Genomic DNA, 21562 nt, shown 5'->3' with positions numbered 1-21562 from the left:
CAGGCACGCCGTGCGACCATCGCGCGGTGGGCTCCTCTCCGGCCCGCAACACGTGCGGGCCGACCGTTCCGTCAAGGAGACGAAACACATGGCAATTGGCACCGTCAAGTGGTTCAACGCTGACAAGGGCTTCGGCTTCATCACCCCGGACGACGGCGGCGCCGACGTCTTCGCCCACTTCTCGGCGATCCAGACCTCCGGCTACCGGAGCCTGGACGAGAACCAGCGGGTCGAGTTCGAGGTGACCCAGGGCCAGAAGGGCCCGCAGGCGGAGAACATCCGTCCGCTCTGATCTTCGGATCAACCGGCACCACCACCGCGCCCCGTCGGGCGTGGTGCACGGGCCGGCCCGCCGCGCCGCCCTCCCGTACGCGGGACGTGGCGCGCCGAGGCGGGCCGGCCCGTACCCTTTTCGGTTCGTGCTTGTGACCACCGGTGACGCCGGTGACGCGCCGGCTTCCGGCGCCCTTCCTCGACACGTGCCGCCTCGAGGAAGGCTTTCCGCATGACCGTGAGCACCACTGCGCCCACCTTCGCCGACACCGGCCTGGCCCCGGCGCTCGTCGCCGAGCTGACCCGGCAGGGCATCACCGCGCCGTTCCCGATCCAGTCCGCCACGCTGCCCGACTCGCTGGCCGGCCGGGACGTGCTCGGTCGCGGTCGCACCGGCTCCGGCAAGACGCTGGCGTTCGGGCTCCCGCTGCTGCACCGCACGGCCGGTCACCGGGCCCGCCCCGGCCGCCCGCTCGCCCTGGTCCTGGTACCCACCCGGGAACTGGCCCAGCAGGTGACCGCCGCGCTCACCCCGTACGCGGGCGCGCTCAAGCTGCGGTGCGCCACCGTGGTCGGCGGGCTGTCCCTGACCCGCCAGGCGGACGCGTTGCGCGCCGGCGCCGAGGTGCTGGTGGCGACGCCCGGCCGGCTGCACGACCTGATCGACCGCGGTGACGCCCGGCTGGACCAGGTGGCCGTCACCGTGCTGGACGAGGCCGACCAGATGGCCGACATGGGCTTCCTGCCGCAGGTGACGAAGCTGCTGGAGCAGGTCGCTCCGGGCGGGCAGCGGATGCTGTTCTCGGCCACCCTGGACCGGGGCGTGGACCGGCTGGTCCGGCGCTTCCTGACCGATCCGGTGACGCACTCGGTCGACCCGGGCACCGCCACGGTGACCGCGATGACCCACCACGTGCTGCACCTGGAGGCCGAGGACAAGCAGACCGCGCTGGCGCACATCGCCGCCCGCGAGGGCCGCACCATCGTGTTCATCGCCACCAAGCACCGCGCCGACCGGGTGGCCCGGCAGTTGCTCTCCAAGGGCGTACGCGCGGCGGCGCTGCACGGCGGCAAGTCGCAGCCGCAGCGCACCCGGATCCTGGAGCAGTTCCGCACCGGACTGGTCACCGCGCTGGTGGCCACCGACGTGGCCGCCCGGGGCATCCACGTGGACGGGCTGGACCTGGTGGTCAACGCCGACCCGCCGACCGAGGCGAAGGACTACCTGCACCGGGGCGGCCGGACCGCCCGCGCGGGGGAGTCGGGCACGGTGGTCACCCTGGTCCTGCCGGAGCAGCGTCGGGACGTCGCCCGACTGATGAGCACCGCCGGGATCAACCCGCAGACCACCCGGGTACGCGCCGGGGACGCGGAGCTGGGCCGGCTGACCGGGGCGCGGGAGCCCTCCGGCGTGCCGGTGACCATCACGCCGCCCGCCGCCGCGCACCCCGCCCCGGCGACCCGGCCCCGCCGCCGCCCGCGTCGCCGCTGACCGGCCGTTTTCCGGTGGCCCTCCTCGGCGTCGCCGACCGGTAGTTCGCCGGCGTCCCGGACCGGTCGCTCCGCGCTGACCCGCTGAGTCGGGGATCAGCGGATGTTCAGTCGGGTGGCCGACTGTCCGATGCCGGCCGGGCGACGATGCTGGGTCCCGGGGCGGTCCGGGGGGACCAGCCGGATGTGGAGGGGCGGCCATGGCGGGTGACGCCGGCCCGGGCGGTGCCCGGGAGGTGCTGCTGGTGCTCGCGGTCGCGGGCGCCGGTCTGGCGCTCGCCGTGGTGGCCGCGTTCGGCCCGTGGCACCCGGCCGTGGACGGTCCCCAGGACCGTGGCGCGGCCCGCACGTTCAACCCAGGGTGATCCGCAGCGGCCAGCCAGGTCGTGGCATTGTTACGCAGTGTCACGTCCGCCGGCGACTGTTCGGTACAAACGGATATACCGCTGAGGCATAAATATGCCTCAGCGGTATATCGCCTCGGAGGGATGCCTTCTTCTGTGGGGCACTGACCACCGTCGAGCATCCCGGCCGGGCCGATCCGCGCCTGTCGACGAGATAGCGCGGCCACCGGCCACCGGTGCACCCGACCCGACCGCCCGGGGGCGTGAGCAGCCGGGCGGGGCCCCGGCACCGGGCCCCGCCCGGCGTCAGGGCGCCGGCGCGCGGTCCGCCAGCAGGTCCGCGAGCGTGGTCCGGTCCACCACCAGCGCGATCGCCCCGTCCACCGCCAGCCAGACGTCCCGCAGGCCGGTGGCCACGCCGTGGTAGCCGGTCCGGTCGGCCGGCATCCCCCGGACGCTGGTGAGCGCGCCCCCGACCGCGCGGAGCACGTCACCGACGCTGATCTCCGCCGGCGGCCGGGTCAGCGCGTATCCGCCCTCGGTGCCGCGATGGCTGTGCAGCAGCCCGGCCCGCCGCAGGTCGAGCAGGATCCCCTGGAGGAAGCTGAGCGGAATGTCCTGGCTGTCGGCCAGGCTCGCCGCCTTGACCAGCTCACCGCCGCCGGAACCCCCGTCGCCGGAACCCCCGCCGCCGGAACCCCCGTCGCCGGTGGACCCGGCGTCGGCGACGGCGAGCATGGCCCGGAGCGCGTAGTCGGCGCGCGCGGAGATGTACACGGCGTCAGTTGCCGGCCTGGTCCAGCACGCCCCAGCGGCGGCGGATCGCCTTGTCGGCCGCGCCGAACGCGGTGTCCACCAGCAGGCCCACCACCAGGATGACGATCATGATGGCCATCAGCCGGGGCGCCTCGCTCAGCTCACGGGCGTAGGTGAGCTGCGCGCCGATCGAGGTGCGGGTGGCGATGACGACCAGCAGCTCGCCGGCCATCAGGCTGCGCCAGGCGAACGCCCAACCCTGCTTGAGCCCGGCCACGATGGCGGGCAGCGCGGCCGGCGCGATCACGTACCGGTAGAGGTTGAGCCCCCGGGCGCCGAGGTTGCGACCGGCCCGGACCAGCAGCGGCGGCACGTAGTCCACGCCGTGGATGACGCCGTTGGCGACCGACGGCGCGGCGCCCAGCACCACCACGAAGAAGATCGCCTGCTCGCTGAGCTGGAACAACAGGATGGCCAAGGGGAACCAGGCGATCGACGGCATGGTCTGCAACGCGGTGATCATCGAGCCGAGCGCGGCGCGGAGCACCTTGACCCGGGCCACCCCGAGACCGAGCAGCAGACCGACCGCGACCGCCGCGGCGAACCCGACCGCCGCGCGCCGGGCGGTGGTGGCCAAGCCCTCCCAGAGCGCCGAGCTGAGCAGGTAGTCCCCGAGGTCGCCGAAGACCACCGCCGGGCCCGGTAGCGCCCACGGCTCCTTCCAGCCGCTCCAGACCACGGCCTGCCAGATGGCGATCGCCAGGGCCAGCGCGGCGAACTTGGGCCAGGTGGCCGACCACAGGCGGCGGACCCGGGACGGGCCCTTCTCCCGGCCGGCGATCTCCAGCGCGTCCAGACCGGAGATCTCCGCGTCGGTACGCGCCGAGGCGGCGAGGGTGTCACTGGCCATGGCGGCCCACCTCCTTGCGCAGCCGGTCGGTGACCTCGGCGGCGATGGCCGATACCTCCGGCGAGTCGATCCGCCGGGGCCGTGGCACGTCGACCCGGGTGGAGTAGATGATCCGGCCGGGCCGGCTGGACAGCAGCACGATCCGGTCGGCGAGCCGGGCCGCCTCGCGCACGTTGTGCGTGACGAACAGGACGGTGAGCTTGCGCTCGCCCCAGATCCGCTCCAGCTCGTCGTGCAGGATGTCCCGGGTCATCGCGTCGAGCGCGCCGAACGGCTCGTCCATCAGCAGCACCGGCGTGTCCAGCGCGAGCGTGCGGGCCAGCGCGACCCGCTGCCGCATGCCGCCGGAGAGCTGGTGCGGACGCTTGCGGCCGAAGTCGGACAGGTGGACCGTGCGCAGCAGCTCGGCCACCCGCGCCCTGCGCTGGTCGCGGGGGAGCCCGCGCAGCTTCAGCGGCACCTCGACGTTGCCCTCGACGGTCGACCACGGGAACAGCGCCGGCTCCTGGAACATCAGGCCCGGGTTGACGCCCTCGCCCAGCTCGATCGTGCCGCCGCTGATCCGGTCCAGGCCGGCGACCAGGTTGAGCAGCGTGCTCTTGCCGCAGCCGGACGCGCCGACCAGACAGACGAACTCGCCGGGCGCCACGTCCAGCGACAGCCCGTCCAGCGCCAGGACGGCCTGCTCGCCCTGGCCGTACACCTTGGTCACGCCGCGCAGCGCGACCGAGCCGGTCGCGCTGCGCGGGGTCGTCGTGGTCGACGTCACGGCTGGGTGACCTCGGGCTTGCCCTGCGCCTTGAGCACCTCGTTGAGGTACGTCAGGTCGTAGAGGCCGTTCAGGTCGACCGGCTGGGTCAGCCCGACCGCGACGGCGTGGTCCAGGCCGGCCTTCAGCGAGGACGCGATCGGGTCGTTGGTGAACTCCAGCGTCGGCCAGGCCTGCTTGATCAGCTTGGTGTCCAGCGGCTTGCCGGTGATCTTGCCGATGTGGTCGGAGATCGCCTGCTGCGCCTCGTCCGGCTTGGTGTTGACGAACTCGTTCGCCGCGACCTGTCCCTCGACCAGCTTCTTCACCACGTCCGGGTGCGCCTTGAGGAACTTCGTGCTGACCAGCAGGTTGGTGATGACGAACTTCTTGTCCGGCCAGAGGTCGCGCTCGTCGACCAGCACCTTGCCGCCGGCGTTGACCAGGCGGGAGACGAACGGCTCCGGCACCCAGGCGCCGTCGATCGCGCCGCTGCCGAACGTCTCGACGGTCTGCGCGTTCTCCTGCGGGACGACCTTGACGTCGCCGCCGCCCTCCTTGGTGGTCTCCAGGCCCTTCTCCTTGAGCCAGTAGCGCAGCGCGACGTCCTGGGTGTTGCCGAGTTGCGGGGTGGCGATCTTCTTGCCGCGCAGCTGCTCCACCGAGGTGATGCCGGGCTTGACCACCAGCGCCACGCCGCCGGACGCGGCGCCGGAAACCACCCGGACCGCCTCGCCCTTGGACTTGGAGAAGGCGTTCACGGTCGGGTTCGGACCGATGTACGTGGCGTCGAGCGCGCCGGAGAAGACCGCCTCGATGGCCGCCGGGCCGGCGTTGAACGTCTTCGTCTCCAGCGTGACGTCGCCGCCCAGCTTCTCCTTGAAGATCCCCTTCTCCACGCCGACCACGGCGGGCGCGTGGGTGATGTTGGGGAAGTAGCCCAGGCGCAGCGTCACCGGGCCGGAGTCGCCCGCGGCGTCGCTGTCGTCGCCGCAGGCGGCGGTGGCGCCGAGCGTGGCCGCGCCGACCACGGCCAGGGTGGCCAGGGTGGCCAGGCGGCGCAGGGGGAGCCGTCTCATCACATGTCCAATCCGCAGTATTCCTATTTAGTTGGTAGGAAGAGTGGGGCAAGCGGCCGCCGCCGTCAAGACCCGTCCCGCGACAGTCCACCGTTCGGCCGGGGCACACCGCCGGTGCGGTCGGTACGGAGGCGCTAGTGTCGATCTCGTGCCGACGCGCAGAGCGAAGATCCCAGCGACGAAGTACCCGGTCGAGCGGTTCGTCCTCGACAACGGCCTGCGGGTGGTGCTCACGCCGGACCGCAGCGCCCCGGTGATCGGGGTGGCGGTGGTCTACGACGTCGGCATCCGCTCCGAGCCGGAGGGGCGCACCGGCTTCGCCCACCTCTTCGAACACCTGATGTTCCAGGGCTCGGAGAACCTGGAGAAGCTGGCCCACTTCCGGCACGTGCAGGGCGCCGGCGGCACGTTCAACGGCTCCACCCACCTCGACTACACCGACTACTTCGAGACGCTGCCGAGCAACGCCCTGGAACGGGCGCTGTTCCTGGAGGCCGACCGGATGCGCGGCCCCCGGCTGACCGAGGAGAACCTGCGCAACCAGGTCGACGTGGTCAAGGAGGAGATCCGGGTCAACGTGCTCAACCGGCCGTACGGCGGCTTTCCCTGGCTCACGCTGCCCCCGGTGATGTTCGACACCTTCCCCAACGCGCACGACGGCTACGGGTCCTTCGACGACCTGGAGTCCGCCACGGTGGCCGACGCGGCCGACTTCTTCCGCCGCTACTACGCCAGCGGCAACGCCGTGCTCGCGGTCAGCGGCGACATCGACGTGGCCGAGGCGACCACCCTGATCGAGCGGCACTTCGGCGACGTGCCGGCCCGGCCCGCCCCGGAGCGACCCGACTTCGCCGAGCCGGACCTGACCGCCGAGCGGCGCAGCACGTACACCGACGCGCTGGCCCCGCTCCCGGCCGTGGCGGGCGCCTGGCGGGTGCCCGACCCGATCAGCGACTTCACCGGCTACCTGCCCTACGTGGTGCTGGCCGAGGTGCTCACCGACGGCGACGCGTCCCGGCTGGTCGAGCGGATGGTGCAGCGGGACCGCTCGGTCACCGGGCTGGGCGGCTACCTCGGCTTCATGGGCGACCCGTTCGACGTCCGCGACCCCACCGCGCTGCTGCTCCAGGCGCACCTGCCGCCCGGTGGCGACGTGGACAAGGTGCTGCGCACCGTCGACGAGGAGTTGGACCGGCTGGCCACCGACGGGCTGACCGAGGGAGAGCTGGCCCGGACCCAGGCCCGGATGGCCACCCACCTGCTGCGCGACACCGACGCGGTGCTCGGCCGGGCACTGCGGATGGCCGTCCTGGAGCAACAGCGCGGCGAGCCGGGCCTGCTCAACGAGCTGCCCCGGCTGGTCGGCGAGGTGACCGAGGAACAGGTCCGCGCCGCCGCCGCCACCCTGCGGCCCGAGCGCCGCGCGTCCGTCGAGGTCGTCGCCGGAGGTCTGAAATGAGTACGCCGACCACCGTCCGGCCGCTGCCGGCGCTCGGACCCAACCGTCGCCTGAAGGTGCCGAAGCAGGCCGAGCGCACGCTCGGCAACGGCCTCACCGTGATCGCGGTACGGCGGCCCGCCGTACCGCTCGTGGAACTGCGCCTCTGGATGCCGTTCGGGCGCGCCCACCTGGCCCGCGGCGCCATGCTGGCGCAGACCGTGCTCGCCGGCACCGAGGCGCACAGCGCCACCGAGATCGCCGCCGAGCTGCAGAAGGTCGGCGGCGGGCTTTCCGCCGGCGTGGACCCGGACCGGCTGATGCTCTCCGGCGCGGCCCTGGTCACCGGGCTGGACCGGGTGCTGGAGCTGCTCGCCGAGGTGCTCACCGGGGCCACCTACCCGGGTGACTGGGTCCAGACCGAACGGGACCGCCTGGTCGACCGGATCCAGGTCGCCCAGAGCCAGCCGTCCCACCTGGCCCGGACCGCGTTGCTCAAGCGGGTCTACGGCCGCCACCCGTACGCGGTGCAGACCCCGGAGCCCGACCAGGTCCGGGCGGTCCGCCCGGCCGCGTTGCGCCGGCTGCACGCCGAGCGGGTCCACCCGGCGGGCGCGGTGCTGGTGCTGGTCGGCGACGTCCAGCCGGAACGGGCGCTGGACGCCGCCGAGCGGGCGCTCGCCGGTTGGCGGGGGGACGGGCACACCGCCGACCTGCCGCCCGCGCCGCCGCTCGAACCCGGTCCGCTGGTGCTGGTCGACCGGCCCGGCTCCGTCCAGTCCTCGCTGCGCCTCGCGCTGCCCGCGGTGCCCCGCACCCACCCCGACCACGCCGCGTTGCAGCTGGCGAACCTGATCTTCGGCGGCTACTTCTCCTCCCGCTGGGTGGAGAACATCCGCGAGGACAAGGGCTACACCTACGGGCCGCACTCGCTGGTCGAGCACTCGGTGGCCGGGTCGGTACTGGTCGCCGGCGCCGACGTGGCCACCGAGGTGACCGCGCCGGCACTGGTGGAGACGCTGTACGAACTGGGCCGGCTGGCCACCGTGCCGCCGAAACCGGAGGAGCTGGAGCAGGCCCGCCAGTACGCGCTCGGCACACTCCAGCTCGGCATGTCCACCCAGGCCGGCCTCGCGTCGCTGACCAGCGCGTACGCCGGCAACGGGCTCCGGCTGGACTTCCTCGCCGAGCACGCCGCCCGGCTGGCCGCCGCGACCGTGGACGACGTGGCCGAGGCGGGGGCCCGTTACCTGGCCCCGGCCCGCGCGGTCACCGTGGTGCTCGGTGACGCCGCCCGGGTGGCGGACTCGCTGGCCGTGCTGGGGCCGGTGCGGACGGAAACCCCGTGACGGGCGGCGGCCGGTGACCGGCGAGTCCGCGCCGCCGCTGGCCCGGTCCACGCTGGACCGGGCCGCCCACCTGCGGACCGACCCGACCTGGCTGGCCGAGGCCTGGGAACGGGCACGGGTGCTGGTACTGGACTCGGCCGACGACGGGCGCGCGCTCGTCCGGGGTGCGGCGGCCCCGCCCGAGCTGGTCCTCGTCGGCCCCGGTGAGCTGCCCGAGGTGCCCCGCTCCGTGCCGATGTTCCTCGGCGTCGAGCCGGACGGGGTGCCGGTCTTCGCGGTGGACGGGCCGCTGCCGGAGCTGCCGGGCACCCGCCGGGCGCACCTGCGCGAGGTCGGCCACCTCATGAGCGACCGGGACGCCGGTGTGTTCACCACCGCGTTGGCCCTGCTCAACTGGCACCTCCGGCACGAATACTCGTCCCGCACCGGGCACCCGACCCGGATCGACGAGGCGGGTTGGTCGCGGATCGATCCCGACGGCGACCGGGCCTGGCCGCGTACCGATCCGGCCATGATCGTGCTGGTGCACGACGGGGTGGACGGCCCGGACGGCCGGTGCCTGCTCGGCAACAACGCGGCCTGGCCGAGCACGCCCGGGCTGCGCCGCTACTCCTGCCTGGCCGGCTACGTCGAGCCCGGCGAGTCGGCCGAGGCCGCCGTCCTGCGCGAGGTCCGCGAGGAGGTCGGCGTCGAGGTCGCGGAGATCGCGTACGTGGCCAGCCAGTCCTGGCCGTTCCCCGGCTCGCTGATGCTCGGCTTTCTCGCCCGGGCCGACGCAAACGCGCCGATCCGGGTCGACCCGGCCGAGATCGCGCACGCCCGCTGGTTCACCCGGCGGGAGATCGGCGCGGCGTTGGCCGACGAGCCGGTGACGGTGGACGGCGGGGACCGCCTGCTCCTGCCCCCGCCGTCGTCGATCGCGCTCTTCCTGGTGCACCGCTGGCTCGACGGCCACTGCTGACCCGCTCGGTCCGAGGTGCACGGTCCGTGACCGGCCCACCCGAAGAGTGGGGTTGAGTGCGATATACCGCTGGGTCATAAATATGACCGAGCGGTATATCGCACTCGTCGAGGGTGACTGGGCGGCGAGCGCGACAGGACGATCCGCCGGCCACGCGTCGCGGGGTCCGGCGCGCGCGTCGCGCAACCTCGGCGTGGTGGAGTGGTCCGCGGCGGGTTGTTGCCGCCAGTTCGGCGAGGTGGCGGGCCAGGCGGATTCCGGCGGGGCGGGGCGGGCCCGATGGTGCCGGGCCGGGCCGGGCCGGGCGGGCCGGGCGGGAGGGCCGGGCGGGCGGGCCGGGCGGGCGGGCCGGGCGGGCGGGCGGGGCGGGGGTGGGCACGGTCCCGGCCCGGACCGTCGTTGCCGCGGCGGTCGCGGGCCGGGAACACGGGCCGTCATGGCCGGGTGAGGCGTGGAGCGCGGCGGGGGAGCCGGTCCGGCCACGACGGACGTCAGCGGCCGCTCATCCGCCGTCCCAGCGGTAGGGGTGGCCGGGTGCGGTCTCCTCGACGGGCAGCACCTTGACCCGGTGCCGGCCGGCGCGTACCGCGCCGACGGCGGACAGGGCGCGGGCGAGCAGGAGGGCGGCGTCCCGGTCCTCCGCGTGTACGACCTGACGGCGGGCCTCCGGCGCGCTCGTCTCGTCCCGCAGGCGGCCCCCGCCCGCCCAGGCGGCGGCGATGTCGGCGTCGGCGGCGCTACGGATCTCGGTGCGGACGATCAGGAACCGCATGGTGTCCCCCGGAGAGCGGACGGATGCGCTGGAACTTCCACGTCACTCCCGCGTCATGTTACGCCCGCATGTCGTCCCAGCAAGTGAAACCGGCCGGCTCGACCGATCGGGGGACCCCAGGTCAGCCCGGTTGTCGGGGATGGACACGCGAGGGGCCGCCGGCGTGACGCCGACGGCCCCCGGGCACTCGCCGGATCAGTTCAGGTCGAACCGGCCGTTCTTCGCCCCGGCGATGAAGCCGAGCCAACCGGCCCGGTTGAACAGCAGCACCGGCCCGCTCGGGTCCTTGCTGTCCCGCAGCGCCACGGTGGCCGGCCCGGTGCCGAGCGGCGCGACCTCCACGCAGTTCGAGGTCTGGCTGCGGGTGCTCTTGCGCCAGGCGGCGCCGGCGAGCTGCCCCGAGAGGGAGGTCGTGCTGGTGCGGATCTCGTTCATGGTCCTGCTCCTGATGTGGTGCTCCGATGGGAACGAGCGACGCCGGAGCGCGGGCGGTGTCCGTGAGGGATCACCGTTCCGTGGTGAGGCGCCCCGAGTCCCGGCGACGCTGGGTCGGCGCCGTTGCCGGCCCGTACGCCACCGTGGACTCGACTGCCGTGCCGGTCAGCCGTCCCGTCGCCTCGATCAACCAGGAGAGGGTGTCCGATGCGGAGAGTGCCGACGCGCATAGCCACTCGAACACCACTTTATAGCGATTTAGGGTGTTTACCTCGGTCGACATGACGTCGGTGAACCCACCTTCGATGGCCAATGTCTCCGGATCGAGGGGATCGGCGAACCGGTAGACCGAGAAGGCGGTCGGCGGAAGGTACCAATCGCCCACCCGCGTGTCGCGCAGCAGCAGCCGCAGCGTCACGTTCGGCAGCAGGGCCAGCTCGCACAGGTGGACGAGCTGCTCGTGCAGCACCTCGGGCGGCCCCGCCCGCCGGCCGAGCGCGGCCTCCTCCAGCACCGCGGTGTAGCGGGGCACGTCGGGGGAGCGGGTCAGCAACGACTGGCGGGACTGCCGGGCGCGTACCTCGGTCTCCGGGTCCTCGGTCTCCGGGTCGCCGGCCTCGGCGGCCACCTGGGCCGCGGACATGATCCGGTGCCGGGCGTAGCCGGGAGTCTGCAACAGCCCCGGCACCAGCACCGGGTTGTACTCCGAGATCTCCGCGCAGCCGGCCTCCAGCTCGGCGAAGGCGCGTTGCTGCTGGGTCATCACCGGGAAGTTGCGCAGCCAGCCCCGCATGTCACCGGCCTCGTGGGTGATCCCGGTCAGCTCCGCCCGCAGCTCCTCGTCGGCGCCGTAGAGCGTCAGCAGGACGTCGACGTCGTCCGGGTCGGGCCGGCTCCGGCCGTTCTCCAGCCGGGACAACTTGGATGCGGAAGCCCAGCCGATCCGCTCGATGACCTGGTCACCGGTGAGACCGGCCTGTTCGCGGAGCCGACGCAGCTCGGTGCCGAGTCGACGACGGCGCAGAATCGGGCCTGGTGCGGCAGGAGGCACGGCGTCCTCTTTCCCGTGGACCGTCGCAGGACGCGACGGTAACTGTATGAAATTCGCCCCCCACGGTCAGTATGGACGGCGCGACCGGTGTCGGAGGTTCCGGCGAGGGCGTGTCACGAGACAAAAAGAGGACCGTGGAGAGCGCCTTCACCGGCGCCCGCCCCCGACGCGCCCGGAGTGGCGCACCCCCGCCGGAGGGAACCGATGCGCACCGTCCTGCGCCGCCCCGACTTCCGCCTCCTGTTCGCCGCGCTGGTGGCGAGCATGGCGGCGGAGTCGATCCTGCTGCTCGCACTGGCCGTCTGGGTGAAGGACCTGACCGGTTCGGACAGCATGGCCGGAGCGACCATCTTCGCCGTCATCGCGCCGATGGCGCTGGCCCCGCTGGTCGGCTGGGTGGTCGACCGCTACCGCCGGCGGCCGTTCTTCATCGCCGCCAACCTGGTCGCCGCCGTGCTGCTCGGCCCGCTGCTCACCGTGCGGGACCGGACCGACGTCTGGGTGATCTACGTGGTCGCGGCGCTCTACGGCCTGTCCTACATCACCCTGACCGCCGTGCTCAACGCGCTGATCCGGCAGCTGGTGCCGGCCGAGTTGCTGCCCGACGCGAACGGCGCGTTGCAGACGGTCCGGCAGGGGCTGCGGTTGATCGGCCCGCTCGCCGGGGCCGGCGTGTACGCCGCCGTCGGCGGCTGGCTGCTGGTCACCCTGGCGATGACCGGGTTCCTGGTCGCCGCGGCGGTGGTCGGCCGGCTTCGGGTGCAGGAGAGCGGGCCGCCGCGACCGGTCCGTCGCGGCCCCGCCGAGCTGGGCGCGGGGCTGCGCCACCTGGCCGGCGAGGCCGCGCTGCGCCGGGCGCTGCTCGGATACGGGCTGGGCTCGCTGGTGATGGGCTTCACCGAATCGCTGATCTTCGCGTACGTCGACCTGGGTCTGGGCCGCGACGCCGCGTTCGTCGGCGTGCTGGTCATGGTGCAGGGCGTGGGCGGCCTGGTCGGCGGCCTGTTCTCGGCCGCGGTGGTGCGCCGCTTCGGCGAGGTCGGCGCGCTGGCCGCCGGGGTGACCTTCTTCGGCCCGGCCGCGCTGGCGCTCGCGTACCCCCGGCTCTGGCTCGGGGTGGTGGCGTTGCTGCTGGCCGGCGTCTCGCTGCCGCTGACCATGGTGGGGTTGCACACGCTGGTCCAGCGGCGGACGCCGCCGGCGCTGCTGGGCCGGGTGACCGCCGCCTCGGAGGCGCTGGTCAGCGGGCCGCAGGCGGCCTCCATCGGCACCGGCGCGCTGCTCGTCGGCGTGTTCGACTACCGGCTGCTGTTCGCCCTGGTGGGGGCGGTCACCACGGCTGCCGGCCTCTACCTGTGGCGGGGCCGCGGCCTCACCCCGCCGGCCGTGGGCTCGGCGCGTGTCCCGACCCCGCGCCGGCCGCTCGACGACGAGATGCTGGCCACCGCCCGCCGACGCCGGGCCCCCTGAACGGCGACGAGCGGCCGTACCCGGAACCGGGTACGGCCGCTCGCGTGGCGCGGGCAGGTCAGCCGGGCAGGCTGGCCAGGTGCTGCTTGACCTGGTTGATCGAGGGGTTGGTCAGGGCGCTGCCGTCGTCGAAGCGCAGGGTCGGCACGGTCTGGTTGCCGCCGTTGACGCCCATCACGAACTCCGCGGCCGCGGTGTCCTGCTCGATGTCGACCACCTCGTACGCGATGCCCTCCCGGTCGAGCTGCGACTTCAGCCGGTGGCAGTAGCCGCACCACGGGGTGGAATACATCGTCAACATGGTCTGGTCCTCCAAGGGATGGCTCGCGCCCGGTCCGATCAGGCCAGGCTAATCGCTGCAACGTCACACGATGCTGGGATGATTCCCTGCTGTGGGCGTTCACTCAGCGGCGGAACGGGTGCTGGCCGGTCTGGATCCGGAGCAGCGGTCCGCGGTGACCGCCCCGGCCGGCCCGGTCTGCATCCTGGCCGGTGCCGGGACCGGCAAGACCCGGGCGGTGACCTCGCGGATCGCCCACCGGGCGCTGACCGGCGACATCGCCGGCCGGCACGTGCTGGCGGTCACGTTCACCGCCCGCGCCGCGGCCGAGATGCGCAGCCGTCTCACCGTGCTCGGGGTGCAGGGCGTGCAGGCGCGCACCTTCCACGCCGCGGCGCTGCGGCAGGTCCGCTACTTCGCGCCCCGGCTGCTCGCCGGCCGGGCCATGCCGGAGCTGCTGGACAGCAAGGTGCGGGTGGTCACCCTGGCCGCCGCCAAGGTGGGCCTGCGCGCCGACCGGGCCGCCGCGCGGGACCTCGCCGGCGAGATCGAGTGGGCGAAGTCGTCCCTGGTCGAGCCCGGGGAGTATGTGGTGGCCGCGGCCAAGGCGCTGCGCGAGACGCCGTACGAGCCGGCCCGGGTGGCCGAGGTGTTCGACGCGTACGAGCGGCTCAAGCGCGGCAACGGGGTGATCGACTTCGAGGACATGCTGCGCGCCGCGGTGTGGGGCATCGAGGAGCACCCGGACGTGGCCGAGCAGGTGCGCAACCAGTACCGGCACTTCGTCGTCGACGAGTACCAGGACGTCAACCCGCTCCAGCAGCGGCTGCTGGAGTCCTGGCTCGGCGGTCGCGACGACCTGACCGTGGTCGGCGACGCCAGCCAGACCATCTACTCGTTCACCGGCGCGACCTCGTCGTACCTGGTCGACTTCCCGCGCCACCACCGGGGCGCGACGGTGGTCCGGCTGGTCCGCGACTACCGCTCGACCCCGCAGGTGGTGGGGCTGGCCAACGCGGTCATCGCGCAGGCCCGGGGCGCCGAGGCGCGGCTGCGGCTGGAGCTGCACGGCCAGCGCCCGCCCGGCCCGGAACCGGAGCTGCGGATCTTCACCGACGAGCCGGCCGAGGCCAACGCGGTGGCGGCCCGCTGCCGGGCGCTCGTCGCCGGCGGCACCCCGGCCCGGGAGATCGCGGTGCTGTTCCGCACCAACGCGCAGTCCGAGGCGTACGAGAAGGCGCTCACCGAGGCCGAGGTGCCCTACGTGCTCCAGGGCGCGGAGCGGTTCTTCGAGCGGCCCGAGGTGCGCCAGGCGATGATCGCGCTGCGCGCCGCCACCCGGTCGGTCCCCGGCGAGACGCCGCTGCGGGCGGCCGTCGTGGAGGGGCTCGCCGCGGTCGGCTGGGCGCCGGACGCGCCCCCGGCCGGCGGCGCGGCGCGCGAGCGCTGGGAGGCGCTCGCCGCGCTGGTCCAGCTCGCCGAGGAGTTCGCGGCCACGCCCGACCTGCTGCCGATCGGCGAGGCCGCGGCGGTGGAACGGCAGCGTGGCCTGGCCGACTTCACCGAGGAACTCGCCCGGCGGGCCGCCCAGCAGCACGTGCCCACCGTGGAGGGGGTCACGCTGGCCTCGCTGCACTCGGCCAAGGGCCTGGAGTGGGACGCGGTGTTCCTGGTCGGGCTCGCCGAGGGCACGCTGCCCACCACCTACGCGAAGACCCCGGAGCAGGTCGAGGAGGAGCGGCGGCTGCTCTACGTGGGGATCACCCGAGCCCGGGAGTGGCTCTGGCTGTCGTACGCGACGGCGCGCTCGCCCGGCGGCCGGGCGCGGCGCCCGTCCCGCTTCCTGCCCCAGCTGGACCGCTCGGGCGGCGGCGAGCGGGCCGGCGCCGGGCCGGCCCGGCGCCCCGAACGGCGCCGGCCCCAGGTGGTCTCGTGCCGGATCTGCGGCGCCACGCTGCTCGCTGGCGCGGACCGGAAGCTGGGCCGCTGCCCCACCTGCCCGTCCGACCTGGACGAGGAGCTGTACGAGCGGTTGCGCGAGTGGCGGCAGCGGGTGGCCGGCGCGCAGAAGGTGCCGGCGTACGTGGTGTTCACCGACGCCACGCTCACCGCGTTGGCGGAGCGGAAGCCGGCCCGCACCGAGGACCTGGTCGCGATCGCCGGGATCGGGCCCCGAAAAGTGGGGCTTTACGGGGATACGGTGCTGGCCCTGGTGGCCGGCGCGGCGGTCGACGACGTCTGCCCGCAGAAAACTTTCGAAATCTAGCCGTAAATCGTTTGCCCTCGCCCGCGGGCGAGGAATAGCCTCAGGACACACCTCGCGAGCAGCGCCGTTCTGGCTGCTCAAGGGGGATGAGTCCATGGTCGGCACGAGGAAAGTCAGGGAGGTGGCACCAATGGAGATCTACACCTACGAGCGTCCGGCGGCGATGCCAGCTGCCGGCGTTCCGCTGTCGGCCGTGCGGGTGGCCCTCGCCGCCCGACCGTCGGCTCCGCAGGTGCACCAGGTCCGGGTTCAGGCCGAGCTGAACCTGACCGTCGCGCCGATCACCGGAGTCGAGGGGACCAGTGGCTTCACGGGCATGGGCATCGATGGCGGCAAGAAGCGCACGGATGTCCGCGGCGTTCCACCTCGAGGTAGACCGGTCTGATCCACAGACCACCGGCTCACCTCGAGGCCGCGGAACCCGCATACCGGGATCCGCGGCCTCAGTTTTTTGCCCGTCGAAGTACGTCGGAAATGCGATCCACGAGATCGAAGTGAGAGAGAGGTGACCGGAGGATGAGTCTGGCGTTGGCCCCACTCGACGTGAGCGTCGAGGTGGAGGCGAACCTGCCCTGCCGGAAGTTCGACCCCGACCTGTGGTTCTCCGACTCGCCCGCCGAGCTCGAGCTGGCCAAGTCGCTCTGCGGGGACTGCCCGCTGCGCGTCGAGTGCCTGGCCGGGGCGGTGGAGCGGGCCGAGCCCTGGGGCGTCTGGGGCGGCGAGATCTTCGAGCGTGGCGCGGTCGTCCCGCGCAAGCGGCCCCGTGGCCGGCCGCGCAAGGAGGACCTCGCCCGTGACGCCCAGCTCCGGGTCGAGGCGGAGGCGCGACTGGCGGCCAGTGGGCTGTCCGAGTCGCGCAGCGCCGTCCGACTGGCAGCCTGACACACCTGCGTTCCGAAACCGACCGATGCCGGTGTCCCTCCACCGGCCGACCTGAGAGAGAAAACCGATGCTGCACCTGCCGAACGGAACCGAGATGCAACTACTCCACGAAGCGTTGTCCCGGGCTCGAATGCGCCGGCCTCAGGCCGGTCGCACCACCACGAGCACTGAGGCAGCCCGTTCCGCCCGTACCGTCGCCATGCGGGGTCGTAGCCAGTCGGCACGCGACCTGGGCGTTCTCTAGTACCACCACGATGACGAAAGGGGCGGTGACCACATGGTCACCGCCCCTTCGGCGTATCCGCGTCAGGCCACCGGGGCGAAGCCGGGCAGCCAACGCTCCAGGATCGCCCGGTAGGACGCCTTCGCCTCCAACTGGCACAGCACCCCGATCGAGCCCAGCGTGACCCGGTGGATCATCAGGTACGACGGCGGCAGGTTGAGCTGCCGACTGAGCTGGTAGGCGGGGGAGCGGGGGCTGGCCAGCCGGGTCGCCTCACCGCGCAGCCAGGCGCGGGTGAAGCGGAACTCGTCGGCGGCGATCGGCTCCAGCATCGGACGGAGGAAGTCGAGCACCCCCTGGGCGTCGATCGGCTCGGTCCGACTGACGAAGCCCTCGGCGCGCAGCCCGTCCACCACGCCGTCGGCGTCGCCGCGCAGCGCGAGCGCGGCGATCCGGCCGATCGGCTCGGGCGTGCCCTCCGGCATCCGCGCCACCGCGCCGAAGTCGATCACACCGAGCCGGCCGTCCGGCAGCAGCCGGAAGTTGCCCGGGTGCGGGTCGGCGTGCAGCAGCCCGGCCCGCTCCGGCGCGGAGAGGTGCAGCTCGGCCATCAGCCGCCCGGCCTCGTCGCGCTGCTCCTCGGTGCCCTCCCGGATGATGTGGGACAGCGGGATGCCCTCGACCCACTCGGTGATCAGCACCCGGGGCGCGGCGTCGAGCACCTCCGGGATGTAGATGTCCGGGTCGTCCGCGTACGCGGCGGCGAAGGCGCGCTGCGACTCGGCCTCCAGCTCGTAGTCCAGCTCCTCGGTGATCCGCTCGCGCAGCTCGGCCAGGAGCGGCTTGACGTCCAGCCCCGGCTGGATCGCCCGGAACATCCCGCCCAGTCGGGAGAGCTGCTTGAGGTCGGCGAGCAGGGCCTCACCGGCACCCGGGTACTGGATCTTCACGGCCACGTCCCGGTGCCGGGGGCCGCCGTTCGGCCCGTACCCCGGGTCGCGCCAGACCGCGCGGTGCACCTGGCCGATGCTGGCCGCGGCGGCCGGGGTGTCGTCGAAGGAGACGAACCGGTCCCGCCAGTCCGGCCCGAGCTGCTCGGCGAGCACCTTGTGCACGGTCGCCACGGGCAGCGGCGGGGCGGCCTCCTGGAGCTTGGTGAGCGCCTGCCGGTAGGGGGCGGCGACCTCCTCGGGCAGTGCGGCCTCGAAGACCGACAGGGCCTGGCCGAACTTCATCGCCCCGCCCTTGAGCTGCCCGAGGACGCTGAACAACTGCTCGGCCGTGCGCTGCTGGATCTCGGCGGAGATGACGTCGGACGCGAGCCCGGTGACCCGCTTGCCCATGCCCAGGACGGTTCGACCGGCGAATCCGAGCGGCAGGGCGGCGAGTTTGGCGGTGCGGGACACGGCCCGGCGCGGGATGTCGGTCACCCGGCCATTGTTACCGACGCGAGGGGCTCGCTGCTGCCGTGCGGCCGGGAGCGGACGCGGCCGACCGGATCGGGCGACGCCCGGAGCAGCCGCAGGAGGGGTGCGGCGACCACCGGCGGTGTCGGAGGCGGCCGGCGGCCCGGACCTCCACCGCGCCGCCGAGCGTCTCCGGTGTGCCCCCGTCGAGCTGGGTCAGCGCCTCGGCCGCCGCCACGGCCGCCGCGGCGAGCCGGGTGGTCGCCGCGCAGGCCCGCTCGTCCCGGTCGGCCGCGAGCTGGGCGGCGAGCGCCGGCCAGTCCGGGTCGCGGTCGGCGCGGTGCAGGTCCAGGCAGCGCAGGCAGGGGCCGGCGGGCGGCCGGACCAGGGGCCCGACGACGGGTACGCCGCCGCGCAGGTCGAGCAGGAGGTGGGGTTGGCGACGGCGGGCGTACCCGGTGGCGAGCGCGTCGGCCGGGCGGTCGACTCCGAGCTGCACCACCAGGTCGGCCCGGGCCGAGCGCAACGGGTGGCAGCTGGTGCCCGGCGCGCAGCGCCCCAGCGCCGCGCGCAGCGCCGGGGCCAGCGGCCGACCCAGCTCCTCGGCGGTCAGGCCGGTCCCGACCAGGTCACCGGCGCGTACCGGGCCGGTCAGATCGGGTACGACGTGCCCGATCCCGGCCTGGGCCAGCGCGACGGCGACCGCCGCGCCGAGCCGGCCGGCGCCGGTGACCAGCACCCGGGCGGCGCGACGCCGGCGCAGCAGCGCGGCCGGCGTGCCGGGCAGGTCGGGTGTGGCCAGGGCGAGGGCGTCGGCCTCCGTGCCGAGCCGGGCCCGGACCGGCCCGGAGAGGCCCCGGGGGAGCAGGCTCTGCGCCGGTACGACGAGCCCGGCGGCCCGCAGCGCGTCGAGCAGGGCGCGCGCCTCGCCGGCCGGCACCCGGGCGGCGGTGGCCGCGACCAGCACCGCCCGCTCGCTGCGGGTGCCGTCGAGCAGGTCGAGCAGGTGCACGGTGGCCGGGGTGGTCACCTCCAGCAGCACCGCCGGGCCGGGCTCCACGCCGAGCTGGAGCGTGTGCCGGTCCCGCCAGAGGCGGGTCAGACCGGGCAGCAGGGTCGGGCGGGTGATCGGATTCGGTTCGGTCACGCCACGAACAGTGACCGCATCCACGCGCTCCGTCGCTCGTTGTCCACAGGTGCGGCGCGCCGTGGCCAGCGTTGTCCACAAGACATCGCCGTTTTTCCACAACTGGCCGGTAACCGTGTCGGATAGGCGACGGGGGAGGGGCGGCCCGACGGCCGCCCCTCCCCCGTGCGACCCGGACGGGTCAGACCTTGGCCTTGCCCAGGATGCGGTTCACTGTTGTGCCGCACACCGGGCACTTGCCCTTGGCCATGTTCATGCCGGTCTTCGAGACCTCCACGTGCCCCTCGAAGTCCCGCTTCTCCTTGCACTTCACGCAGTAACCGTTGTAGGTCTGGGCCTGGTCGGCCACGGTAGCCTCCTCGTCTCGTCCGCCGGAGGTGCCCGGCGGGTCTCCCTGCGGCGGGGCCACCTGTGGCTCCGGCGCCGGGGGTTCTCCGCGGTCAGTCACCTGACCGCTGGTTGGCGGACCCTACCCAGGTCTGGGCAGTTCCATGTCAGCTGCACGCCGACTCTGTGAGCAAGTCGACGGCAAGAGTGTGCACGCCGGGTAACGTCTGATAAGTCAGTTTCGCGGGGACACGCCGGTTAAATACGCTCAGATCCCCTTCGCGTGGCCCCACCGCCGACGACCCGTGGTAGATCACCTAACGTGGTGGACGGCCGCCAGGTGATGGTCAACTTCCCCCGCAAAGAATTTTTTCAGGACTCCTGACAATCAACCGCCATTTTCCGGGCGCGTGTCGTCGTGTTGACTCTTGCGGAGTCCTGGTCAGTACGCATTAGCTTTCCCTCGTGACAGTCAACCGAGGCTGCGCGGGTCGGTAATGGCCGGGACGCGGAAGCCCGTCGTCGAGGTGCGGCGCAGCCAGCGTCGGCGGCGCACGGTGTCCGCGTACCGGGACGGGGAGCGCGTCGTCGTGCTCATCCCGGACCAGTTCTCCCGGGCCGAGGAGAGCGAGTGGGTCGACCGGATGCTGGCCCGGCTCGCCGCCCGCGAGGGCCGGCTGGCCCGCTCGGACGCCGAACTGCTCGCCCGCGCCACCCGCCTGATCGGGCTCTACCTGCCGGAGCACATGTCGGCCGCCGCGCCGGCGAGCGTGCGGTGGGTGACCAACCAGAACGGCCGATGGGGCTCCTGCACCCCCGCCGACCGCACCATCCGGATCTCCCACCGCATCCAGGACATGCCCGACTGGGTTATCGACTACGTGCTTCTGCACGAGTTGGCGCACCTGATCGTGCCGAGCCACAACGCCGAGTTCTGGTCGCTGGTCGCCCGCTATCCGCGCTCCGAGCGCGCCCGCGGCTACCTGGAGGGCGTAGCCGCCACCGCCGCCGTCCCCTGACCCATCCCACCGCCTTTCGCGGTCGATCATGAAGTTGGCGGCACCAATCGGTCCGATTTGTCGCGGCTAACTTCATGATCGACGCTGCCGGTCGGGGGGTGGGCGGCGGGGGTGGGGGTGGGGGTGGGCGGCGGGGCGCGGGGCGGGGTGGGGTGGGGGTGGGCGCTAGGGTCGGCGGATGGTGCGACGTGTGGTGGTGGCGTTGCTCGGCCCGGTGAGCTGGTCGCCGCCGGGGATCGAGCCGGCGCGGTGGCGGACCGCCCTGGCCGAGGACGTGGTGGACCTGCTGGCCACGCTCAACGAGGTGGAGACCGCGGTGGCGGTGACCCCGGAGGACCGCTGGCTGGCCGACGCCGTGGTGTGGCCCGGCACCCCGGTGTACGAGGTGCCCGAACCGACGCCGAACGCGGTGTTCGCGGCCCTCACCGGCCACCACGACCGACCGGCCTTCGACCAGGTGGCCGTGGTGGCCGCCGACGCCCCGGACGTGCCCGGCCTGACGCTGGGCAAGCTGCTGCGGCCGCTCTCCTCCCGGCCGGTGGCGGTGGCCCCGGTGGACGGGGGTGGGCCGGGGCTGCTGGGGGTGGCGGCGCGGCTGCCCGTACCGGCGTGGTTGCCGGCGGTGCACCTCGACACGACCGCCCCGGCCGAGGTGCGGCGGGCGGCCCCGAGCCCGGGGGAGGTGGCGGTCGGTGCCGGTTGGCGCCGGCTGCGCGGACCGGCGGACCTGGCCGCGCTCGACCCGGCCGTCGAGGGCTGGGAGGCCACCCGCGCCCTGTTGTCCGCCCGCCCGGCCTGACCCACCGCCTGTGCCGTCCCGCCCGCCGAAAACGTCGATCTTGGACTTGTGGCACCTAACAAAAGGCGCCACCCGGGCATCTTGGGCGCCACAACTCCAAGATCGATAGGCCGGGGCCGGGGCGGGCTGGGCTGGG

The 21562-nt window shown here is 73.6% G+C and carries 23 protein-coding genes; 12 read left to right on the top strand and 11 right to left on the bottom strand.

The window, feature by feature from the left end; translation table 11 throughout:
• Positions 1 to 88: 88 nt before the first annotated feature.
• The 3 genes from COO58_RS23635 to COO58_RS30365 all read left to right on the top strand — a co-directional run bounded on the left by COO58_RS23635 (position 89) and on the right by COO58_RS30365 (position 2129).
• The gene (locus COO58_RS23635) at positions 89 to 292 is read left to right on the top strand and encodes a cold-shock protein (protein ID WP_013288421.1); all 204 of its coding nucleotides are present in this window, start codon (positions 89 to 91) and stop codon (positions 290 to 292) included.
• Positions 293 to 505: 213 nt separating this feature from the next.
• Positions 506 to 1765, top strand: a complete 1260-nt coding sequence (locus COO58_RS23630; RefSeq protein WP_245666141.1) for a DEAD/DEAH box helicase — start codon at positions 506 to 508, stop codon at positions 1763 to 1765.
• 199 nt (positions 1766 to 1964) lie between these two features.
• Positions 1965 to 2129 (top strand): hypothetical protein, encoded by a 165-nt coding sequence (locus tag COO58_RS30365; RefSeq protein ID WP_172967924.1) that lies wholly within the window; start codon positions 1965 to 1967, stop codon positions 2127 to 2129.
• Between the two features lie 285 nt (positions 2130 to 2414).
• Here COO58_RS30365 and COO58_RS23625 read toward each other — a convergent pair whose 3' ends face one another.
• From COO58_RS23625 to COO58_RS23610, 4 genes are read right to left on the bottom strand one after another with little or no spacing between them, the layout of a single operon-like run.
• On the bottom strand, positions 2415 to 2885 hold the full coding sequence (locus COO58_RS23625; protein WP_098747212.1) for an Rrf2 family transcriptional regulator: 471 nt from the start codon (positions 2883 to 2885) through the stop codon (positions 2415 to 2417).
• A gap of 4 nt (positions 2886 to 2889) precedes the next feature.
• A complete protein-coding gene (locus tag COO58_RS23620; RefSeq protein WP_091570736.1) occupies positions 2890 to 3774 on the bottom strand; it encodes an ABC transporter permease in 885 nt (294 codons plus the stop codon).
• Positions 3764 to 4543, bottom strand: coding sequence for an ABC transporter ATP-binding protein (locus tag COO58_RS23615; RefSeq protein WP_091570741.1), 780 nt, complete (start codon positions 4541 to 4543; stop codon positions 3764 to 3766). Before COO58_RS23615 ends, COO58_RS23620 begins: the two co-directional genes overlap by 11 nt.
• Complete coding sequence (locus COO58_RS23610; protein ID WP_091570745.1) at positions 4540 to 5601, bottom strand: ABC transporter substrate-binding protein; 1062 nt, start codon at positions 5599 to 5601, stop codon at positions 4540 to 4542. Before COO58_RS23610 ends, COO58_RS23615 begins: the two co-directional genes overlap by 4 nt.
• Before the next feature lie 148 nt (positions 5602 to 5749).
• Between COO58_RS23610 and COO58_RS23605 the strand changes: the two genes are divergently transcribed.
• Genes COO58_RS23605 through nudC form a run of 3 tightly spaced genes read left to right on the top strand, consistent with a single transcriptional unit; the run spans position 5750 to position 9349 of the window.
• Positions 5750 to 7060 (top strand): pitrilysin family protein, encoded by a 1311-nt coding sequence (locus COO58_RS23605; RefSeq protein WP_091570749.1) that lies wholly within the window; start codon positions 5750 to 5752, stop codon positions 7058 to 7060.
• Positions 7057 to 8388 (top strand): pitrilysin family protein, encoded by a 1332-nt coding sequence (locus COO58_RS23600; protein WP_091570753.1) that lies wholly within the window; start codon positions 7057 to 7059, stop codon positions 8386 to 8388. Before COO58_RS23605 ends, COO58_RS23600 begins: the two co-directional genes overlap by 4 nt.
• A 13-nt stretch (positions 8389 to 8401) precedes the next feature.
• Positions 8402 to 9349, top strand: a complete 948-nt coding sequence (nudC, locus tag COO58_RS23595) for an NAD(+) diphosphatase (RefSeq protein ID WP_091570756.1) — start codon at positions 8402 to 8404, stop codon at positions 9347 to 9349.
• Positions 9350 to 9851: 502 nt separating this feature from the next.
• Here the strand turns inward: nudC and COO58_RS23585 are convergent.
• The 3 genes from COO58_RS23585 to COO58_RS23575 form a co-directional block, all read right to left on the bottom strand.
• The gene (locus tag COO58_RS23585; protein WP_091570759.1) at positions 9852 to 10121 is read right to left on the bottom strand and encodes a hypothetical protein; all 270 of its coding nucleotides are present in this window, start codon (positions 10119 to 10121) and stop codon (positions 9852 to 9854) included.
• Positions 10122 to 10316: 195 nt separating this feature from the next.
• On the bottom strand, positions 10317 to 10556 hold the full coding sequence (locus COO58_RS23580; protein ID WP_091570763.1) for a DUF397 domain-containing protein: 240 nt from the start codon (positions 10554 to 10556) through the stop codon (positions 10317 to 10319).
• A gap of 70 nt (positions 10557 to 10626) precedes the next feature.
• The gene (locus COO58_RS23575; RefSeq protein WP_091570767.1) at positions 10627 to 11607 is read right to left on the bottom strand and encodes a helix-turn-helix transcriptional regulator; all 981 of its coding nucleotides are present in this window, start codon (positions 11605 to 11607) and stop codon (positions 10627 to 10629) included.
• 204 nt (positions 11608 to 11811) lie between these two features.
• Here COO58_RS23575 and COO58_RS23570 point away from each other — a divergent pair, with 204 nt between their 5' ends.
• The gene (locus COO58_RS23570) at positions 11812 to 13077 is read left to right on the top strand and encodes an MFS transporter (protein ID WP_091570772.1); all 1266 of its coding nucleotides are present in this window, start codon (positions 11812 to 11814) and stop codon (positions 13075 to 13077) included.
• A gap of 58 nt (positions 13078 to 13135) precedes the next feature.
• On the opposite strand, the gene COO58_RS23565 is transcribed toward COO58_RS23570, so the two are convergent.
• Complete coding sequence (locus COO58_RS23565) at positions 13136 to 13378, bottom strand: mycoredoxin (protein ID WP_091570776.1); 243 nt, start codon at positions 13376 to 13378, stop codon at positions 13136 to 13138.
• Between the two features lie 91 nt (positions 13379 to 13469).
• Here COO58_RS23565 and COO58_RS23560 point away from each other — a divergent pair, with 91 nt between their 5' ends.
• The 3 genes from COO58_RS23560 to COO58_RS23550 all read left to right on the top strand — a co-directional run bounded on the left by COO58_RS23560 (position 13470) and on the right by COO58_RS23550 (position 16505).
• A complete protein-coding gene (locus COO58_RS23560) occupies positions 13470 to 15623 on the top strand; it encodes an ATP-dependent DNA helicase UvrD2 (RefSeq protein ID WP_091570780.1) in 2154 nt (717 codons plus the stop codon).
• 130 nt (positions 15624 to 15753) lie between these two features.
• The gene (locus COO58_RS23555) at positions 15754 to 16008 is read left to right on the top strand and encodes a hypothetical protein (RefSeq protein WP_091570783.1); all 255 of its coding nucleotides are present in this window, start codon (positions 15754 to 15756) and stop codon (positions 16006 to 16008) included.
• 131 nt (positions 16009 to 16139) lie between these two features.
• Complete coding sequence (locus COO58_RS23550) at positions 16140 to 16505, top strand: WhiB family transcriptional regulator (protein WP_073828771.1); 366 nt, start codon at positions 16140 to 16142, stop codon at positions 16503 to 16505.
• 306 nt (positions 16506 to 16811) lie between these two features.
• Here COO58_RS23550 and COO58_RS23545 read toward each other — a convergent pair whose 3' ends face one another.
• The 3 genes from COO58_RS23545 to COO58_RS29990 form a co-directional block, all read right to left on the bottom strand.
• Positions 16812 to 18158, bottom strand: coding sequence for an AarF/ABC1/UbiB kinase family protein (locus COO58_RS23545; RefSeq protein WP_091570788.1), 1347 nt, complete (start codon positions 18156 to 18158; stop codon positions 16812 to 16814).
• Between the two features lie 10 nt (positions 18159 to 18168).
• Positions 18169 to 19281, bottom strand: a complete 1113-nt coding sequence (locus COO58_RS23540) for a TOMM precursor leader peptide-binding protein (protein WP_141561945.1) — start codon at positions 19279 to 19281, stop codon at positions 18169 to 18171.
• Positions 19282 to 19462: 181 nt separating this feature from the next.
• Complete coding sequence (locus tag COO58_RS29990; protein WP_007464795.1) at positions 19463 to 19630, bottom strand: DUF5679 domain-containing protein; 168 nt, start codon at positions 19628 to 19630, stop codon at positions 19463 to 19465.
• Between the two features lie 475 nt (positions 19631 to 20105).
• Between COO58_RS29990 and COO58_RS23535 the strand changes: the two genes are divergently transcribed.
• Positions 20106 to 20627, top strand: coding sequence for a M48 family metallopeptidase (locus tag COO58_RS23535; protein ID WP_091570795.1), 522 nt, complete (start codon positions 20106 to 20108; stop codon positions 20625 to 20627).
• Between the two features lie 178 nt (positions 20628 to 20805).
• Positions 20806 to 21426, top strand: a complete 621-nt coding sequence (locus COO58_RS23530; RefSeq protein ID WP_091570798.1) for a hypothetical protein — start codon at positions 20806 to 20808, stop codon at positions 21424 to 21426.
• Positions 21427 to 21562 lie beyond the last annotated feature (136 nt).

The organism is Micromonospora sp. WMMA1996, assembly GCF_002573675.1.
Classification (GTDB): domain Bacteria; phylum Actinomycetota; class Actinomycetes; order Mycobacteriales; family Micromonosporaceae; genus Micromonospora; species Micromonospora sediminicola.
The sequence above is the reverse complement of the archived record's forward strand: the minus strand, read 5'-3'. Positions and strand labels throughout refer to the sequence as shown.

Bases quoted from the DNA above. Each gene is read 5' to 3' on its own strand.
- COO58_RS23635 (WP_013288421.1), top strand. From the start codon at position 89: ATGGCAATTGGCACCGTCAAGTGGTTCAACGCTGACAAGGGCTTCGGC.
- COO58_RS23630 (WP_245666141.1), top strand. From the start codon at position 506: ATGACCGTGAGCACCACTGCGCCCACCTTCGCCGACACCGGCCTGGCC.
- COO58_RS30365 (WP_172967924.1), top strand. From the start codon at position 1,965: ATGGCGGGTGACGCCGGCCCGGGCGGTGCCCGGGAGGTGCTGCTGGTG.
- COO58_RS23620 (WP_091570736.1), bottom strand. From the start codon at position 3,774: ATGGCCAGTGACACCCTCGCCGCCTCGGCGCGTACCGACGCGGAGATC.
- COO58_RS23610 (WP_091570745.1), bottom strand. From the start codon at position 5,601: ATGAGACGGCTCCCCCTGCGCCGCCTGGCCACCCTGGCCACCCTGGCC.
- COO58_RS23600 (WP_091570753.1), top strand. From the start codon at position 7,057: ATGAGTACGCCGACCACCGTCCGGCCGCTGCCGGCGCTCGGACCCAAC.
- COO58_RS23585 (WP_091570759.1), bottom strand. From the start codon at position 10,121: ATGCGGTTCCTGATCGTCCGCACCGAGATCCGTAGCGCCGCCGACGCC.
- COO58_RS23580 (WP_091570763.1), bottom strand. From the start codon at position 10,556: ATGAACGAGATCCGCACCAGCACGACCTCCCTCTCGGGGCAGCTCGCC.
- COO58_RS23570 (WP_091570772.1), top strand. From the start codon at position 11,812: ATGCGCACCGTCCTGCGCCGCCCCGACTTCCGCCTCCTGTTCGCCGCG.
- COO58_RS23565 (WP_091570776.1), bottom strand. From the start codon at position 13,378: ATGTTGACGATGTATTCCACCCCGTGGTGCGGCTACTGCCACCGGCTG.
- COO58_RS23555 (WP_091570783.1), top strand. From the start codon at position 15,754: ATGGAGATCTACACCTACGAGCGTCCGGCGGCGATGCCAGCTGCCGGC.
- COO58_RS23550 (WP_073828771.1), top strand. From the start codon at position 16,140: ATGAGTCTGGCGTTGGCCCCACTCGACGTGAGCGTCGAGGTGGAGGCG.
- COO58_RS23535 (WP_091570795.1), top strand. From the start codon at position 20,106: ATGGCCGGGACGCGGAAGCCCGTCGTCGAGGTGCGGCGCAGCCAGCGT.
- COO58_RS23530 (WP_091570798.1), top strand. From the start codon at position 20,806: ATGGTGCGACGTGTGGTGGTGGCGTTGCTCGGCCCGGTGAGCTGGTCG.